This is a genomic window from Acetoanaerobium noterae, assembly GCF_900168025.1.
Lineage (GTDB): Bacteria > Bacillota > Clostridia > Peptostreptococcales > Filifactoraceae > Acetoanaerobium > Acetoanaerobium noterae.
On record NZ_FUYN01000004.1, the window covers coordinates 1 to 17635 of the forward strand.

Annotated in this window: 22 protein-coding genes; 2 read left to right on the forward strand and 20 right to left on the reverse strand. The window is 30.3% G+C overall.

The annotated features are described in order from the left end of the window. The 7 genes from B5X47_RS08480 to B5X47_RS08510 all read right to left on the reverse strand — a co-directional run. A partial coding sequence (locus tag B5X47_RS08480) for a transposase (RefSeq protein WP_143215797.1) occupies nt 1–260 on the reverse strand: 260 nt, incomplete at its 3' end. Between the two features lie 227 nt (nt 261–487). Next, nucleotides 488–1177, reverse strand: a complete 690-nt coding sequence (locus B5X47_RS08485; RefSeq protein WP_079589737.1) for a DarT1-associated NADAR antitoxin family protein — start codon at nt 1175–1177, stop codon at nt 488–490. Between the two features lie 4 nt (nt 1178–1181). Continuing rightward, nucleotides 1182–2249 carry a DarT ssDNA thymidine ADP-ribosyltransferase family protein gene (locus B5X47_RS08490; protein WP_079589738.1) on the reverse strand — a complete coding sequence of 356 codons (1068 nt, stop codon included), beginning with the start codon at nt 2247–2249 and terminating at the stop codon, nt 1182–1184. Nucleotides 2250–2306: 57 nt separating this feature from the next. After that, nucleotides 2307–2564: a hypothetical protein gene (locus B5X47_RS08495; RefSeq protein ID WP_079589739.1), complete on the reverse strand. Its 258-nt coding sequence runs from the start codon at nt 2562–2564 to the stop codon at nt 2307–2309. Between the two features lie 287 nt (nt 2565–2851). After that, a complete protein-coding gene (gene rlmD / locus B5X47_RS08500) occupies nt 2852–4210 on the reverse strand; it encodes a 23S rRNA (uracil(1939)-C(5))-methyltransferase RlmD (protein ID WP_079589740.1) in 1359 nt (452 codons plus the stop codon). Nucleotides 4211–4234: 24 nt separating this feature from the next. Further along, nucleotides 4235–4966, reverse strand: a complete 732-nt coding sequence (locus B5X47_RS08505) for a pseudouridine synthase (RefSeq protein WP_079589741.1) — start codon at nt 4964–4966, stop codon at nt 4235–4237. After that, a complete protein-coding gene (locus tag B5X47_RS08510) occupies nt 4966–6333 on the reverse strand; it encodes an RsmF rRNA methyltransferase first C-terminal domain-containing protein (RefSeq protein WP_079589742.1) in 1368 nt (455 codons plus the stop codon). Before B5X47_RS08510 ends, B5X47_RS08505 begins: the two co-directional genes overlap by 1 nt. Before the next feature lie 183 nt (nt 6334–6516). Here B5X47_RS08510 and fba point away from each other — a divergent pair, with 183 nt between their 5' ends. Continuing rightward, nucleotides 6517–7452 (forward strand): class II fructose-1,6-bisphosphate aldolase, encoded by a 936-nt coding sequence (gene fba / locus B5X47_RS08515; protein WP_013361405.1) that lies wholly within the window; start codon nt 6517–6519, stop codon nt 7450–7452. 142 nt (nt 7453–7594) lie between these two features. Here the strand turns inward: fba and B5X47_RS08520 are convergent, their stop codons facing one another. From B5X47_RS08520 to B5X47_RS08580, 13 genes are all read right to left on the reverse strand, one after another. Next, nucleotides 7595–8077 carry a hypothetical protein gene (locus B5X47_RS08520; protein ID WP_013361404.1) on the reverse strand — a complete coding sequence of 161 codons (483 nt, stop codon included), beginning with the start codon at nt 8075–8077 and terminating at the stop codon, nt 7595–7597. Between the two features lie 12 nt (nt 8078–8089). Next, nucleotides 8090–8656 (reverse strand): 5' nucleotidase, NT5C type, encoded by a 567-nt coding sequence (locus tag B5X47_RS08525; RefSeq protein ID WP_079589743.1) that lies wholly within the window; start codon nt 8654–8656, stop codon nt 8090–8092. A gap of 29 nt (nt 8657–8685) precedes the next feature. Continuing rightward, complete coding sequence (locus B5X47_RS08530) at nt 8686–9831, reverse strand: class I SAM-dependent methyltransferase (protein ID WP_079589744.1); 1146 nt, start codon at nt 9829–9831, stop codon at nt 8686–8688. Between the two features lie 79 nt (nt 9832–9910). After that, entirely contained in the window at nt 9911–11497 is a 1587-nt protein-coding gene (locus tag B5X47_RS08535) for a complex I subunit 5 family protein (RefSeq protein WP_079589745.1), read from the reverse strand. 3 nt (nt 11498–11500) lie between these two features. Beyond that, nucleotides 11501–11836: a sodium:proton antiporter gene (locus B5X47_RS08540; RefSeq protein ID WP_041487132.1), complete on the reverse strand. Its 336-nt coding sequence runs from the start codon at nt 11834–11836 to the stop codon at nt 11501–11503. Continuing rightward, nucleotides 11826–12236, reverse strand: a complete 411-nt coding sequence (locus B5X47_RS08545; RefSeq protein WP_079589746.1) for an MnhB domain-containing protein — start codon at nt 12234–12236, stop codon at nt 11826–11828. Before B5X47_RS08545 ends, B5X47_RS08540 begins: the two co-directional genes overlap by 11 nt. A 12-nt stretch (nt 12237–12248) precedes the next feature. Then, on the reverse strand, nt 12249–12509 hold the full coding sequence (gene mbhE / locus B5X47_RS08550) for a hydrogen gas-evolving membrane-bound hydrogenase subunit E (RefSeq protein WP_079589747.1): 261 nt from the start codon (nt 12507–12509) through the stop codon (nt 12249–12251). Then, complete coding sequence (locus B5X47_RS08555) at nt 12502–12795, reverse strand: Na(+)/H(+) antiporter subunit B (RefSeq protein WP_079589748.1); 294 nt, start codon at nt 12793–12795, stop codon at nt 12502–12504. Before B5X47_RS08555 ends, mbhE begins: the two co-directional genes overlap by 8 nt. Continuing rightward, nucleotides 12796–13098: a monovalent cation/H(+) antiporter subunit G gene (gene mnhG / locus B5X47_RS08560; RefSeq protein ID WP_079589749.1), complete on the reverse strand. Its 303-nt coding sequence runs from the start codon at nt 13096–13098 to the stop codon at nt 12796–12798. After that, nucleotides 13095–13352 (reverse strand): MrpF/PhaF family protein, encoded by a 258-nt coding sequence (locus tag B5X47_RS08565; RefSeq protein WP_159446444.1) that lies wholly within the window; start codon nt 13350–13352, stop codon nt 13095–13097. Before B5X47_RS08565 ends, mnhG begins: the two co-directional genes overlap by 4 nt. Before the next feature lie 10 nt (nt 13353–13362). Further along, nucleotides 13363–13692: a Na+/H+ antiporter subunit E gene (locus B5X47_RS08570; RefSeq protein WP_079589751.1), complete on the reverse strand. Its 330-nt coding sequence runs from the start codon at nt 13690–13692 to the stop codon at nt 13363–13365. A 133-nt stretch (nt 13693–13825) separates the two neighbouring features. Continuing rightward, entirely contained in the window at nt 13826–14728 is a 903-nt protein-coding gene (locus B5X47_RS08575) for a hypothetical protein (protein ID WP_079589752.1), read from the reverse strand. Between the two features lie 79 nt (nt 14729–14807). After that, on the reverse strand, nt 14808–16607 hold the full coding sequence (locus B5X47_RS08580) for an ATP-dependent helicase (protein ID WP_079589753.1): 1800 nt from the start codon (nt 16605–16607) through the stop codon (nt 14808–14810). A 72-nt stretch (nt 16608–16679) separates the two neighbouring features. Between B5X47_RS08580 and B5X47_RS08585 the strand changes: the two genes are divergently transcribed. Next, the gene (locus B5X47_RS08585) at nt 16680–17591 is read left to right on the forward strand and encodes a ribonuclease H-like domain-containing protein (RefSeq protein ID WP_079589754.1); all 912 of its coding nucleotides are present in this window, start codon (nt 16680–16682) and stop codon (nt 17589–17591) included. The last annotated feature ends 44 nt before the right edge of the window (nt 17592–17635 follow it).

Below are 17635 nucleotides of genomic sequence, written 5' to 3' on the forward strand. Positions count from 1 at the left end.
GCCGCGGCTTTTTTTAAGAAATCATTTTCCTTTTCAAGTTCCTTGATTTTCTTATTTAAAGCTCGTATTTCTTCACTTGAAGCATTTTTTTCTTTATTATGTGGTTTAATATATTGGCATTCTTCACTGTATTTTTTAATCCATCCTGCTATTGTAGATTTTGCTACTCCATAGGTCTGGTAAAGATTATTTAATGATTTACCATCTAAATATTCTTTAACTAATTCTTTCTTAAAATCTATATCGTAATATGTTTTCATTTGCAATCCTCCTAGTCCGATTTTATTATATATTTTCGTACTAGATGTTACAACTTTATTATACCATTACAAAGGTCACTGTCTACGAAGACAAATTCACTGTGGAATTTAATTCCGGCTTGACGGTGGATGTAAATGAATAAGACAAAAAGTAATCAAGGCACTCTACAGATTGATTGTAGGGTGCCTTGTCCAGTCATTCACACATTTCAAATAAATTCTATGAATTAAATGTCGAATATCGATATTTGTGAGGTAGCATTCTGGCTACTTGAATATATCTTTTTAAACTCTTCTTTGGAATTTAGTACGTCATCTAATTTCCCAAGCTTTGCTAAACTCACAAATATTGCAGCCGATCTGGCTTGACAGTTAATTGACTTCTCTTGATTAAATTCAATATCCGTGAATGCATTAAAATCGAGGATTTCTTTTGCCAATGTGCCATTTCTATATAGTGATCTTATATAAATCCAATCATAAAACATTGTTTTAGGATCTTTTTCCCAGATCGTATCATTATAATTAAAACCTACTAGATTACCTGATGATTTAAGCCTTTCATCTCTCTTGGCGTCTTTAGGATGAACATTTAGCAAATCCCTATATGGTCCACCATTTGCAAATACCTTTGAAGATTGAAAAATATTCTCAAGGGGATATTCTCTCCCAGATATTTCATCTAGAAATTTTAAATTAAACGCACTCAAGGCAACACCAAGAGGATTGGTAGATTTAGTAGAAACCTCAAGGACCTTTAAAGACGAATCTGCTCTTAAAATGCTAGCATGCATCGAATTTATTGACTTTTGCTTTTGTGATATTGCAAATCCAGTGAAGTATTCAAACTCAATTAGTACCTCGTCGTAAATTGGGTATTCGTAGGGCTTTGAAATAAAGCAAATTCTCTTTGCCATGTAATTACTCCTTTTTCCAAAACATATAATCTTTTCTTGCATCAAAGAAGCCAGGTACAATCTTATGCTCGTAATTGTTTATGACTTCAGATCCATTTTGTTGTATGTAGTCATCGATGTCTTGTTGGTTTTGAAAACAAATACAGCCGATGTAATTCGTATCAATAATATCACTAATTAAAATTTCCGCCTGAGGATCAGTGGTTATGCTATCATTAATTTTTAATGACTCCCTCTGAATCAATTTATTTTCTTTAGTCGTTATGGAGTCACAAAACATATTTTCAAAGGCATTCGCTGTACATAACTCTTTTGCGCTCGAGATTCTTGGAAAAATCCCAGCAGCATTTGTATGGCAATAATAAGCAATATTCGTAGGTGAGAATAATACATCCTTATCAAGGACAATAATTACCCAACGCGTCCCTGGATATTTATACTCTCTGAATGTATAGAACAGTTTGTAATTAGGAAATCCAACAGAACAACTTGTACAATCAAGCTTCATGTCAATTCGCTGCTCGTCATTGTGAATTGATGGTATTTTCATTTTTTGTTGAATACTAACTGGAACCAAACCATTTTGAAGGATACTGTGCAGGTTGTCTAATCTTGTAAAGTGAACCAAATATTCTATATTTCTTTTTTCAATTATCTGCTTTACTTGTGATTCTTGGTCCCTTTTTATATTCAACAAAGTTTCTCTTTTGGGGAAAAATTCTTCCATTAGTGAGCTTAAATCAAAAGTACTGCTCCATGAAAATACTTGTTCTTCCCTTTGGGTTGGTTGGCCCACGTGATGAGTACTGCTTTGGCTTGGCTGCACTTTCTTCATCATTTCATTTTGGGCTCTCATTTTTTCAGACTCAAGTTGCTTCATTTTTTGAATTTCTACATCAATTGCTGAAGCAATATTAAAATCAATTATAGTTAGGAAATTTTCAAGAGCATCAGGGAACACAAACTTTTTATCTTCTTCTGAGAAGGTGACGGTTAGATACTGATCATCATTTTGCTTGATAACCCCTTCTCCAAATACTTTATGTCTAACAAGAACTCCTTTCAAATCCATCTCTACCGCCCCCTTGTAAGTTATCAGTCCATTGCAATACTACGCTGAATGAATCAATCACTCCTCTTCGGTGTATCTATTTTGCCGCATAATCTCCTTAACCTCGCTTAGGCGTAAATCCCAATATTTTTGCATAAGGTAAATGATTTTTTCATCTTCAACCTCTGCTTCACGAAGAGCTGCAATTGTCTTGTTAATTCCAATTACTCTTTCTTCAAAAGCAGCATCATCTAGCCGCGCATTATGGTCTTCTCTTATGCGCTCTAATAGCTCACTACCAAATCCTGAAAAGGAATCTCTGAGAGAACGTGCCATATCTAATCCTCCTTAAATTCTTATTTCTCAATACATACTCTGTATTTTAACTGACTACAACCCGACTATAAATCCTCAACAAATTTGAAAAACATCTAAATCGACCACTGCAAGCCGATGTTATCTAGATCGACCACACGCAAACCCATGTTATCTAAATCGCTCTGTCACGTTCAAAATCATGCCTTTGGACTTGTTTCCATGAACAGATATTTTCACGATTATTCCTCATCCGATTTTCACGACAAAAGCCCGGAAAGCCTTTATTTCAAAGCTTTTCTACACTCTTACTTATCTACCCTTGACATCAATACTACCGTCTCAACGTGCGGAGAATTAGGAAACATGTCAACTCCAATTACTTCCTGTATCTCATAACCTGCGCTCTTGAGAACTTTTAAATCGTTCATTAGAGCTTTTGGATTACATGATATATATAGTATTTCTTTAGAGTTAAATGATATGATATCTCCCATCGCTTTTGGATGTATCCCTGCTCTTGGAGGATCAAGTAATATTAGTTCAGGATTTTCTGATATTTTTGATACCTCAGTAGCTACATCACCAGCTATGAATTCACAGTTTTTTATATTATTTTTCTTAATATTTTCTTTAGCTGCTTCTACTGCCTCTTCGATTATTTCTATACCCACTATTTTATTTGCTTTATCTGATACTGTTATTCCTATTGTTCCAGTTCCGCTATATAAATCAAATATTATATCTTTTTTATCTCCTATCATGTCTTTCACAGCAGAATAAAGTACTTCTGCACCATGAGTATTTGTTTGAAAGAAAGAAAACGGTGAGATATTAAATCTCTTATCTAGTAATATGTCCTCAAAGTCAGTAACGCCGTATAGCAGATTGATTTTTTCTGGAATAACAGCATCAGAAAGCGAATCATTAAAAGTATGAAGTATGCCTTTAATTTCTCCGTTAAGAGTTAATTTTGTAAGCATATTCGCATATGTATCCATATCGAATTCAAGCTGAGTAGTAGTTACAATATTTACTTGAATATCTCCAGTATTCTTACCTTTTCTTAAAACTAAATGTCTTAAATAGCCTTCATGAGCGAGTACTCTATAGTGAGGAAGATTTGCATTTCTAAAAAATTCAGTTGTAGCAACTAATATTTTCCTATAGTCTTCATCTACAATCATGCAAGAATGAACATATTCTATTGACATTGGAGAATTTTTTGCGTGCATTCCCAGCATTAGTTCTCCGCCTTTTTCTTTATCTCCAAATGTAAATTCCATTTTATTTTTATATTCATATGGACTTGGGCTTTTTAAAACCTCTAAATCCGCTACTTCAGTATGTCCAGCTTCATTAAAAAGCTCAATTATCTGATTTTTCTTGATGCTGATTTGCTCATCATATGGTACAGAAAGCATACTACATCCACCACATATGCCATAATGGGGACATGTAGGAGACGTTTCTATTTCCGCTGGTTCTAGAACTGAAAGAATCTTTCCTTCTGCTTTAGTTTTTCTTACTTTTTTTACTAGCATCTTTACTTTTTGACCAGCAATTCCGCCTTTGTAGCTTAGTTTTATTCCATCAACTACAGTAGTTCCAGTTCCACCAAACTCCATATTTTCAACTCTAATCTCTAATATATCTCTTTTTTTCAATTTAGCACCTCTTCGTAAGTTTATTTACATATAATCATTAAGCATCTGCATTTCTTGCTCAGTTAACTCTCTATACTCGCCTAGCTCCAAATTTTCATCCAATTTCAGCGGACCCATGGTTAGTCTTTTTAAATAGGTAACTTCTTTTCCTATTGCTTCAAACATTCTTTTTATTTGATGAAATTTACCTTCTTTTATTGTCACATATGCTTTAGATATATCATTTGAATCTAAAATTTCTAATTTGGCAGGCATACATTCATACCCGTCATCTATAATTATATTTCCTGAAAAAGCATCTTTATCTTCGTTTACTAGATGTCCGATAACTTCGACATAATATTTTTTCTCAACATGTTTTTTAGGGGAAAGCATGTTATGAGCTAGCTTGCCGTCATTTGTCAGTAGTAAAAAGCCTTCAGTGTCTTTATCTAATCTGCCAGCAGGGAATAAATCAAAATGAAGATATGAAGGGTCAAGCAAATCTAGCACAGTGTTTTGATATTTATCTTCAGTTGCAGATATTACTCCTTGAGGTTTATTCATCATGATATAGACAAATTTTCTATATGATATTTTCTCTTCATCAAATCTTATGTCATCATCTAAGTTTATAATAAGCCCATTGTCAGTAATATATACTCCATTTACCATTACACGCTTATTTTTTATATATCTTTTTATTTCACTACGGCTCCCAACACCCATATTAGCAAGATATTTATCAATTCTCATTTTTTCAACTTGAGCTTTCATTAGGTCATCCTCCAGTTTTTATTGTAGCCATTTTTAAGCTTACCATTTTGCAGCTTTCCATATCCCAGTGTATAGCCATTTACTCCTACTCCATAGAATCCGTCATCTTTATTATCTACAAATATAGTTTCACCTTTTAGATATTTTATAATCTGAGAATCGCTTTTATCAAAATCTAGATATTTTTTAAAATCGGATTTAGATAAAGTCATAATAAAGGCTTGAGATGGAATGAATTGTTCTTTCTTTATTTCTCCTACAAATAATCCATTTCGAATTACTTTAAAGCCTTTTATTAATTTTTGAGTATAAACTTCTTTATATAACTTATTGTCAGATATTATAAAGCTACCATCTAGCTTAATATTCAAATTTTCTTTCTCAAAATTAAGATACTGATATGGAAGCTTATCCCTATGAAAATGAAAGTTGGTTATTGGCTCAGCATTTTGAACTGAGTTTGACTCAAGGGAAGAATTATCCTTATATGCCTTTCTTAGTAGGCACAGGAAATGCCCTTCTCCGTTAAGTTTATGAGGAAGTAGTCTAGCTGACTGAGGTAGTATATCTCTTGAAATCAAGCCATTGCATTTTGGGATTTCAATACATTCGAAATTATTATTTCTAGCTAAAAAATCAAGTATCTGTTTTTCGTTTTCATCTTCATTAAAAGTACAAGTTGAATAAATCATGATTCCACCGGGTCTTAGCATCAAAGCGCAGGAATCAAGAAGCTCTTTTTGAACTGGTATAGTTTCTATCACTGATCTTTCCCAGCTTTTTATCAGGTCTTCATCTTTTCGAAACATTCCTTCTCCAGAGCATGGAGCATCTAGTATAATCCTATCAAAAAACTCAGGGAATACTTTTTCTAGCACATGATGGTTTTCATTTGTAATTAAAGCGTTTGAAACTCCATAAAGCTCTATGTTCTTTAGTATAGCCTTAGTTCTTTGGTTATTTATATCATTGCTTACAAGGAGTCCTTCTCCTTTTAGCTTTGAAGCAATGTTAATAGTTTTTCCTCCTGGAGCTGCACATATATCTAACACCTTCATTCCAGGCTGTATATCGATATTATTAACAACTGCCATAGCTGACGGTTCTTGAATATAGTATAGTCCTGCATGATATAAAGGGGATTTAGCAGGTCTTTGATTTATGTCATAATAAAAGCCATCCTGACTCCATGGTATTTCTTCACCAATAAAATCAGCTATAGCTTTAAGTTCTAGCTTGGATATTTTTAAGGTATTTGCTCTTAGTCCATAATAACTTGGATTGTTATATGTATTTATGAATTTATCGTAGTCTTGTTTAAATAGTACCTTCATTTCGTCTAGAAATTTTTGAGGCAAGTTTTTCATTAGTTTACTCCTTATATTAATAAATACTATTATACTTTTTTTGCTTAGAATATACAAACTTAAAAAAGTTTAAGATATTATTATTAAAAATAGGGTAAATTTAGTATAATAATGCTAAAATAGTTTATGCATGTATATGAATTATTAATATACTTAGCACAATTTAAGCAAGGAGGTAGTGTAATGCCATTAGTTAATACTAAAGAAATGTTTAAACATGCCTATGAAGGAAAATATGCTATTGGGGCATTTAATGTCAACAATATGGAAATTATTCAAGGCATAGTAGCTGCAGCTCAAAAAGAAAAGTCTGCTCTTATTCTTCAAGTTTCTGCAGGTGCTAGAAAATACGCTAGTCCTATATATTTAAGAAAGCTAGTAGAAGCTGCAATTGAGGAAACTGACCTTCCAATAGCTCTTCATCTAGATCATGGTGATAGCTTTGAAATTTGCAAGCAATGTATAGATGATGGTTTTTCTTCTGTTATGATAGACGGTTCAGCTCTTCCATTTGAAGAAAATATAGCTTTAGCAAAAAAAGTTGCCGAGTACGCTCATGAGAGAAATGTTACTGTAGAGGCTGAGCTAGGGAAGCTAGCTGGAATAGAAGATGATGTAAATGTATCTGCTGAGGATGCAAAATTTACTGATCCAGATCAAGCTGTAGAGTTCGTAGAGAGAAGTGGCGTTGATTCACTTGCAATTGCTATTGGAACAAGTCATGGAGCTTACAAGTTTGCAGGAGAGCCTAGACTTGATTTTGCTAGATTAGAAAAAATATCAGCTTTACTTCCTAATTATCCTCTAGTGCTTCATGGAGCCTCTTCAGTTATACCTAAGTATCTAGAAATGTGCAACCAGTATGGCGCTGCTATTCCAGGTGCAAAAGGTGTTCCAGAAGATATGCTAAGAGAAGCTGCAAAATGGGGAGTATGCAAGATTAACGTTGATACTGACCTTAGAATGGCTATGACTGCAGCTATTCGTAAGGTTTTAGTTGAGCAACCAGCTGAGTTTGATCCTAGAAAATACCTAGGTCCAGGCAGAGATGCTATTGAAGAAATAGTTCAAAATAAGATTAAAAATGTATTTGGATGCTCTGGTTCAGCTTTAAAATAATTTAATTTCCCAAGTGCAATTAAATTCATTGGAGTTATGAGATTCTATGCTTTTAACTCTTTGATTTATAAAATAGAAATCCTAGATTATTCAACATTATCTAAAAGGTGATGTTTGAAATAATCTAGGATTTTTTAATTTCTTAGTTAAAATATTTTGAGGAGCCAAGTAGCTGTCTTTTTGCAGTTATTCTAGTCAAATCAGCTAGCTCTTGACTACTAATATCCTTAAATGAAATTGACATTACAAATTTTATATCTGTAAAGCTTTCATTTAAATCATATATTTCGTGAGTCAGCTTTATTTTTTCAAATTTATATACTTCTCTCAAATCTTGCTCTATATCATCTGTTAGTTCATGAAGATACTCATTAATATCTTCAAAAAGTACTTGGTAATACTCCTCATCAATTTCAAATTCTTCATAAAGCTCTTCATCAAGAGGTTCAAACTTAAAAATGAAATTATCGAGCTTGCAATCAAATATCATTACATCTTTTTCTTTAAGGGAATCAGATATATCACTGATAGACACTATATCAGCCATGTTTTTTAAAAGTTGCTGTACATTATCACTAGAAATGCTTTTTTTCCCAGTTTTATTTGTGAAAGTGATTTCTACCATTTTATTCCCTCCTTACTGCTTACCCAATTTATCAATATGAAGCTTAATGTCATTCCAATTCTGAACCCTAATGATATTTTTATGTGACAAGGTCTTATTATAATTAGTATCCATTAATAGGACTTTTATTCCTGATTCTGCAATTTCTAATGAGTTTTGTGGATTATCCTCTATAAAAACATCGCAATTTAGCTCTTTTGCTTTATCTACTTTATAATAGCTTCCAAGTGAATGAAGCTGAACTTCAGGGATATCATACTTTTCAAGCCATTCCTTAGTTATTTCTGCCATTCTCTCACTTCTAGCAGTTACTATATACAGGTTATGATAGTTTATTAACTCATCAAATACCTCTTTAACTTTAGGAAGGATAGTAGCATTTCTGTGCATATGTTCCCCTTCTTTTTCATAAAATATATCTATTTCTTCTCTATGAAGCTCATATAGCTCATCGATTCTATGAGTAGTGCAATCGTCTTGAGATAAATCTTTATTAAAATATTTATTAAAATAAGGCATAAAATAATATGGATCTGTCATTGTTCCATCAATGTCTATACAAATATTTAGTCTTTTCATTTATTCCTCCATCTTTCAGGCTATCTATATCAATAAACGTATTTTTCCATAGTTGGGCTAACATTAAATAACTTTTTAATATTATTATATTCTTCTCTAGCTTTTTCATTTGAATTAGATTTTTTTATAGCTCTAATCATAAGATTTTTAGGCGTGTCTATTGGAGATACATATTCTAAAGGTGTAACTTCATAGCCATGAGCTTCAATGAACAATGCTCTAAGCGAATCAGTTAAAAAATCGTTGAATCTAGATTTGAATATTCCATGTTTAATAAGTGAATCTATAGGAGAACTATTAATTTGATCTTTGAGTTCTTTATGACAGCAAGGAACTATCACAAGTGATTCGGCTTTACTTCTCATAGCTAAAGCTATTGCATAGTCTGTAGCTATATCACAAGCGTGAAGACTTATTACCATATCAATATGTCTATTTGGCATATAGGTTCTTAGGTCCTCTTGGATGAACTCCATATTTTTATATCCGAGCCTGTTTGCTCTTTCTTTTGATGACTTAATTACATTTTCTTTATAGTCCACTCCTATAAAGTAACAGTTTTTCTTAAGAACTTCTTTTATATAGTAGTTGAGAACAAATGTAAGATATGATTTTCCGCATCCAGAATCCATTATGGTGATTGTTTCTCTATCGCTAAAGCAATTTAAAATTGGGTCAACTACCTCTACAAAATGATCTATTTGATTATATTTTCTAATCATATCATTTTTTATTTTTCCATCCTTGGTCATGATACCTATCTCTTTTAAAAGAGGTCCTGATTTAGATGACTTTATATAATATTCTCTTGAGTTACTTATCTGACTATCTGCATCAAACTCCTCAGAGGTGTCTTCATTTCTTGTAGTAACTTGCTTGTCATTTGCTTCTATAACTACTATTGTCCCTCTTTGAATATATCTAAAGTTCAAAGAATCATATAGAGCTGCTTCGGACATTAATTTATTTAACATATCCTGAAAACTCATACTTTGGCTTTCACCCTTAAAGATATATCTAAGCTCATCATTTATATTTACATACTCGCCTTTAAACTGCTTTGTTCCAGATGTAAAGGTAAATTCAGCTTTAATAAAAAAATCTTTTTGCTCTAAATATCTAGAGTTCATTCCCATAAAAAATAATTTCATTTTATCTAAAGCTTGCTTTTTCAATATTTTTCACACTCCAAAACTCAAAGTCTTTTTATTATATCAGATAGCAATATTTGATACAACAGTATATATGAGTAGATTATATTATAAAATTAAAACTTATTAGTGAGAATAAAAATATTACTAATAAGAAAACGGAGTTTTCAAAGCTGAGATTAAAATGTCTTAGCTTATATAATATCTTATGTTCTTTTTCTACATAATTTTTATTAATAAAAATCGCAAGTACTACGAAGATAAAGTATTCAAAAATCATAATTATATTTGGATTTCCAAAAAAATAATCAATTTTTATCATAAAAATATTTTCAATAAATGTAGGATTAAGTCCTAAAATCAGTGCTGGTATCAGTAAAATTAAGAAGGAGATTTTAGTTTTAATATTTATGTTATATTTTGTTCCTTTTCCTTTAAATATCTGGAAAAACTTTAAAGTGTAAATTAAGGTTCCAATATTTATAAATGAAAAAAGCAGATAAGCTATACCAAAATCCTTAACAGAGTATTTGACAATATCTTTGCTTATGTAACCACTAAACATGGGTAGGCCTATAAGAGAGAACAGACTTAATATCATAAGAATACTCATAAATGGCGAAGATTCATAAACTCCTCTAATTTCATTTAATCTTCTTTTGTTCGTTTTATTGATTATAAGACCAACAGTTAAGAAAAGTAAGCTTTTTGCAAATGCATGTGAAAATATATGGTAAACTCCACCGACTAGTCCATATCCAGATAATCTACTGATTGCCATAAGCATTATTCCTATTTGAGAAATACTGCTAAAAGCAAGAAGCTGCTTTATATCTTTTTGAGCTATGGCAAATATTGTTCCTGATAGAGAGGTTATTAAGCCAATATATAATAAGTATTCTTTTAGCAACCATGGTTGAAATACTAAACCAATTTTTATAAACACATAAAGACCAGATTTTACTAATAATCCTGATAATAGTGCTGACACTGCAGCAGGAGCTGCTCCATGCGCTTTAGGAAGCCAATTGTATACAGGAAAAAACGCTGATTTTACACCCATGGATACTATTATAAAAATATATGACATTTGAATGAAGGGATTTGAAAACATGGAGGGTAGAATTTCTTTAGCGAGAGTCATATTGAGTGTACCTATAGATTGATAAATCACTGCTACTCCTATAAGGTAAAACATCATACCTATGCTATTAAATAAAAGGTAATAGAACCCCGCTCTAAAAGAATAACTATCACGTTTATATACTATTAAAATAGTTGAAATTATTGTCATTAATTCTATAAATACAAATATCGTAAAAAAGTCATTGGCTTGCAAGAATCCAAGAAAAACTCCCTCTAAAAAAATAAGAAAGAATCCAAATCTTAAATCATTTTTAATTTTATCGTAATTATAAAAAATAAGTGCCCACCATATGATAATAGCAAGGATACTAAATGCAAGTGCAATTCTATCCATTTTTAATTCTATTCCTGAAACTTTAGAATAGCCTCCAAGTACAAATGCAAATCCTTGGCTATGCCCAATTTTAGTATATGTATCAAGAATTATAAATGTAATCGATGATTGCATTATTAAAACTAATTTTTCGATATGCTTAATTTTAAACGAATAAATTGTTACAGCTGTGATAATTGGTAAAAAAATTAGAAATAGCGTTTGAGTCATAGATTAACCATCCTTTTCCATGATTTCTTGCCAGTTAAGAGTTTCATAATGATGATAAATTTTTATGCTAATCATAAGAGCAAGAGCTGAAATAGCACTTCCAATTATAATAGTTGTAATCATAAGGGCCTGAGGAAGTGGATCTACCATATTTGTAAGATTTCCAGGATGTATAGGAGAAATACCATTCTTTTTATCTGCAAAGGAAAGATATAAAAGAACGATTGCACTTTCCATTATTTGAAGGCAAATTATAGATTTAATTATATTTTTACTCATGGCTAAGCCATATAAACCCAAAGCAACAGTTAATAAAGACATAATAATTCTAAAATCCATCGTCTTCCTCCTCAATGAAGCTTTCTACTATGCATATTAGACCTACACATACCTTTGCAGCTATTATAAGATTTAATAAAATAAAAAAAACTCTTTTTGAAATCATGCTATCGTTTAATATTGGATTAGTAAAGTAAACACCTTTTGATAGTACGCTTAAAAATCCTGCTATTATTAGTAGAAAAAATAATACCTTTTCAAACTTTACCCATTTAGTCAAATCTATATTTTTATCTTCTGAAATAAAATAAAACGCTAAATAAGCAGTGGTTAGTATAGCTCCACCTTGAAAACCTCCTCCTGGTGATACATCGCCAAAGGAAATAATATAGATGCCAAATAACATCATAAACGGTAGTAAAAGCTTACTTATAGTTTCTAAGATAATTGAGGTTTTCATAATAATCACCTGCTAAAATTGTTCAAATTTTGATAGGAATAAAATTCCACTTACGGTTACTAGTAATATACTAGCTTCAAAAATTGTATCAAAATATCTATAATCTAAATATATTCCTGTTACAATGTTTTTTGCTCCCACCTCATCTAAGGCATTTGCAATATAATATTCTCCAGATGAATTGCCGTTGTGATGAGGCATTTGATCTGATATCTTAAAAAAAACTAAAATAATAATAATTACCATGGCTATGAAACTTACTCTTTTAATCATACTCCACCTCTTTTAAGCTAGTATAATTCTTTTTACTACTTTCATTTTCATCAATATGGGAGGCTGATTTTGAGTGCTTTGATATCGAAATAATATAAATCAAGGGAACAATAGCGCTTCCTATGGCTGCTTCTGCTAAAGCAACGTCAGGCGCATTGTATAAAAAATATAAAATAGCACATATAAGAGAAAATACTGAGCTATATATGACTATTTTCAAATTTTCTTTAGAAAAAATAATAACTATTAGTATGATTATAAGTAAAGCATGAAAAAAATATGTCATTTAATCAGCTCCTTTGTTTGGATTATAGCCCTGAACATAAGCTGAGTTTGCTATTATATGATTGCTAACAGGACCAGTTAAAAGCACAAATATAAGTATGAAAATAAGCTTAATTAGGGATTCTGAATTATTAGCTCTTAACATTAAGGCTATAAGTGTAGTAATAGCTGCGACAGTATCTATTTGGCTGCTTGTAAGGAGCTTTGAATAGGCATCAGGATATCTAAAAATACCTATAATTCCAAAGCTTATATATATTACCGATAAAGCAAGAAGAAAATCAGATAAAAGAATTAATATCATTTTTGAAGTCCTCCTTTAAGAACAAATCTAGCTATGATAATTACTGTTAAAAAACCTATCATTCCATAGATTAATCCTATATCAAGAGACATGGAGTTTTGTTTATAGATTGCGTAGCTGCATATAAGTAGAATTGTTTTTACAGAGATTAGATTAAGAGATAAGAGTTTTTCCCATACAGTTTCTCCTATTATAAATTTAACTAATATTGCAGCTATTGATATGCATAAAAAAATCATGAAAAATACTAGCATAGCCCTCTCCTTATCCAAATATCTTATTATAATCATTCAAAATAGCTCTTTTGCTATGCTCTGGGTTACTATCAGAATCAATATCCAAAACAAAAAGAGTGCTTTCTTTTATATCAACAGTGATAGTGCCAGGTGTTAATGTTATGAAGTTTGCCATCATAGTTAAAATTACAGGATTAGTTGTAGGAAGAGTAATCTCAAGTATATGAGGATTCGACTGTTTTTTTATGATTCTTTTTATATGCAGATATGCATCTTTATATATAGCAGGAAATAGTAATACAATATATTTTATAATAATTTTTAGCCAACGAAAAAATCTATATACTTTATTTTTCATACCTCACCCCATTTTTGATTAAATTTAAAAAATGCAAATTTGTTGGTAATCATTTATTTTATTATAACCTATACTATTATTTGATTAAAAATAAAGCGAAATCTATTATTTAGGATTTCGCTTTATTTTAATTCTAGTTATTTTTTTCTGGTTCGTTCTCTGAAGAGTATATATTTACAATCTTATTATCCTTATATGCGAATCCATTAAAGCTTTTTATATAGAATAAATCTGACTCCACTAATATATCATTATCACCATCAGCATCTACATCTGAAATTTTTAGCTGTGGATTACTTCCTCCATCCATATCTTTCGGAAATCCAGTGTAGTATGCTCCTTGGCTATTTCCTATTAATATGAATAGTTTGTTATATGTAGTATCCGTATAATTTGATTTGCTTCCTATAAGTAAAATAGAATCGCTCTCACCATCACCTGTTACATCTGAGCTAATTCTTTGAATCACTGTTGGTCTATCACCCATTTCATAATTATTTGGGTTATCATAGTAAGCAAGCCTAGCTTCAACCATTAATTTATCACCACTAGTTGTAAGCTCATAGCTTACTGAATCTTTAATCCAAAATGCTCTAGGCTTTTTCTCGTCAGAGTCTGTAAAACTATCAGAAAGAGGCTTTCCAAGCCACTTATTCATCTCAGCATAAAGTTTATCCTTATCATTTTGATTATATGTCAATACTGTTTTATATACCCTTTTTTGCTTACCATAGTAATATCTTGTATCAGCTTCGATAGAAAACCATTTTTGTTTATAGTCAATATACTTTGTATCATCGCTCACCCCTTCTCCTTGGCTTCCTTCACCAAATAAATCGATTAGATTTGGCTTTAAGGTTGAATAGGCTATAAAAGGCTCAATAGGCGAGAAATCTGATTTCATAGAGGATTGATTTGTTTCTTTTTTTAATTCTCCAAAGCTATTGTAATAAAGTAGATATGCTCCACCTAAAACAATGGCTATTACTATAACAGAAATTCCAAGCAATTTAGTAAATTTATTTTCATCTAACATCAAGCTCACTCCTATAAAATATCATATAATATTAAGTCAAAATATATTAAACCCGTTGTTAATCAATCTAGACTTATAATTATAGCATAATATTTTTGTTGATGCACTTTTGGACATCAAGCAAAAATTCGCTAGGAAAAGCTATTTTTCTTTTGTTCATGGATAAATAGCTTATATATAAATTTTTTTTAGTTCTTGATATAGCAACGTAAGCTAGTCGTCTTTCTTCTTCAATATCATTGGCACGAATATGGGGGAACTGGCCTTCATTTACAGATACCCAAAATATATTATCTGCTTCCAGTCCTTTGCTAGCATGTGCTGTGACTAATAAAACGTCACAAGATGAAATAGAATTGTTCAAAGAGGATATAATTTGACTTTTATATTCTTTTTCAAGCATATTAATCCCATCTTTGATGCTAGTTTTATTATCAACTAAAGTATAAAAAACTTCAAAGAACTCATAAAGATATTCAATATCTATACCGTACTTTTTTGAGTAGCTTATTAAGTAGTTATCGTAGCCTAAAGTAGTTCTTATACAATCTACTGCATCGATGAAGCTAAGGTTTTTTAAATTTGAGATTTGATTCTTAAGTACATTTAGTTTTATTGTTTTTTTAATTTTTGATACAGATATGCATCTAAAGTCATCCTCGTTATGAATATAGTTTAGACCTCTGTCAGGTTTATTTCTAATTCTATTTATTTGATCTAATGAATAGTTTTGAGATAATTTTAAATATGACATTATATCTTTAAATATAAAATTAGAAAAGAAATTGAACTCTTTATCCTTTATCTTAAACTTTATATTATAATCTCTCATTGATTTTATGAAAGGCAATATTTCAAAATTAGTACGAGAAATAATCATGTTGCTAGTACTTTTAGACTGCTTAATTTCATTTGCAATATTCTTAGCTTGCTCGATTACATCGGTATATTTTATAATCCTAACAAATCCCTGATTATTTTTTCCTGATTCTATTATTTTGCTAGTTCTAGATTTATTTTTTGATATTAGTTCATTAGCAACATTTAGAATTTCAGGAGGACACCTATAGCTTTTTATTATTGGATATATCTTTGCATTTTTAAAATAATTTGTAAAATTTACCATAAATACAGGACTAGCACCCCTAAAACCATAAATAGATTGGTCTTCATCTCCTACAACAAATAAATTTTCATCTGAGGATAAGAATAATCTTATTGTATCAAACTGAACTTTGTTAATATCTTGAAACTCATCAATTATAAAATACATGTATCTTTTTCTAATTAAATTTAATATATGAGGATTAGATTTTACCAGATGGTGAGTTTTGCTTAGAATATCATCAAAATCTAGTTTATTATTATCCTCTAGCCAGCTATTATACTTAATATATATTGTTTTAATAAAGTCATTTTCAAAATTTATTTTAGCATTCCTATTATCAAAATCATAATTTGAATTCTTAATTTCTGATATTTTTGAAGATATAATATCTAGAGCTTCATTTGGTATATAATTAGAGGATATAATGTTAGATATGATATTTATTATGAGGTTATTTTTTTCTTCATTGCCTATAACTGAATCTTTAGGGTATGAAAAGTAATCTTTTAAAATACTTAAGAAAAAGCTATGAATTGTTCCAAAAAATACACTGCCTAAGCAAGAATCTTTTATTATTGTTCTTTGCTTTAGTTCACTCGAGGAATATCTAGTAAAGCTAAGTGCTACAATGCTCTTAGGGTCTATATTCAAAACATTAACCATATTATAGATTCTTTCTGTAATTACACTAGTTTTTCCACATCCCGGACCTGCTATTACAAGAGCTGGTCCACTACTATGATATATAGCTTCTTTTTGTTCAAAATCCATATCAATCACATCCTTTGAATCAAAAGTATAGGTTTTGTTCAGTTGTTTGAACGTAATTTGTTAGGAGGACTTATGCTAATAAAAGATTATTTTTTATTAAAAAATGATGAATACAAGATTTCAAAGAAATCTTTTTATTTTGACATTGAAACTACCGGATTGAATTCTAAGTATGATAGCATTATATTGATTTGTGCAGCTTTTTATTATTCCGATAATGAAATATTAATAAGACAATACTTTTCTGAAGACATTAAAGATGAAAAGAGTATTATTTTATATTTCCTTGAGGATATTGCTTCTATGAAAAGATGCATCAACTTTAATGGAAATACCTTTGATTTGCCATTTTTAAAAAAAAGAATAAGTAACTTATCTATTAATGAACCCATACTTGATAATATGGAATCTATTGATATATTATCCTACCTCAGACCTTTAAAAAAATTATGGAATTTTGAAAACTTAAAACTCAAAACTGTAGAAAAATTTTTTTCAATAGAAAGGCAAGATACAATTTCAGGCAAAGAATCAGTTGATATGTATAAATTATATCAAAAAACAAAGAATGATAGTTTAAAAGAAAAAATACTGATTCATAATTATGAAGATGTTAAGCATTTAATTTTGCTTGAAAATAAGATTAATAATGAGTCAAAGAAAAGAAGTCGAAAAATAAGTTCAAATTACGGAGATTTTTATCTTCATTTGTACGATTATAAAATAAATAAAAACAAAATAGAATTTATTTTCTCATCAGAGGAGCCTATTCCTAGTATGAACATTTTTAGTGATAATGGAGATAGTGTAATATCCTATGGTAAAATGCTTAGAATGACATTACTGGTAATGACAGGACAAAACGAAAACAATCAAGAAGTGGTATATTTAAATTTATTTGGAAAAAATATTCCTATTTTTATCGATAAAAGCTTATTTGAGGACGGTATTTTTTATGCACTAAATAGCTTTTTTAATGCTTAAACCCTCTATTATCGGGTAGATAAAATATGTGAGTTACTTATAAT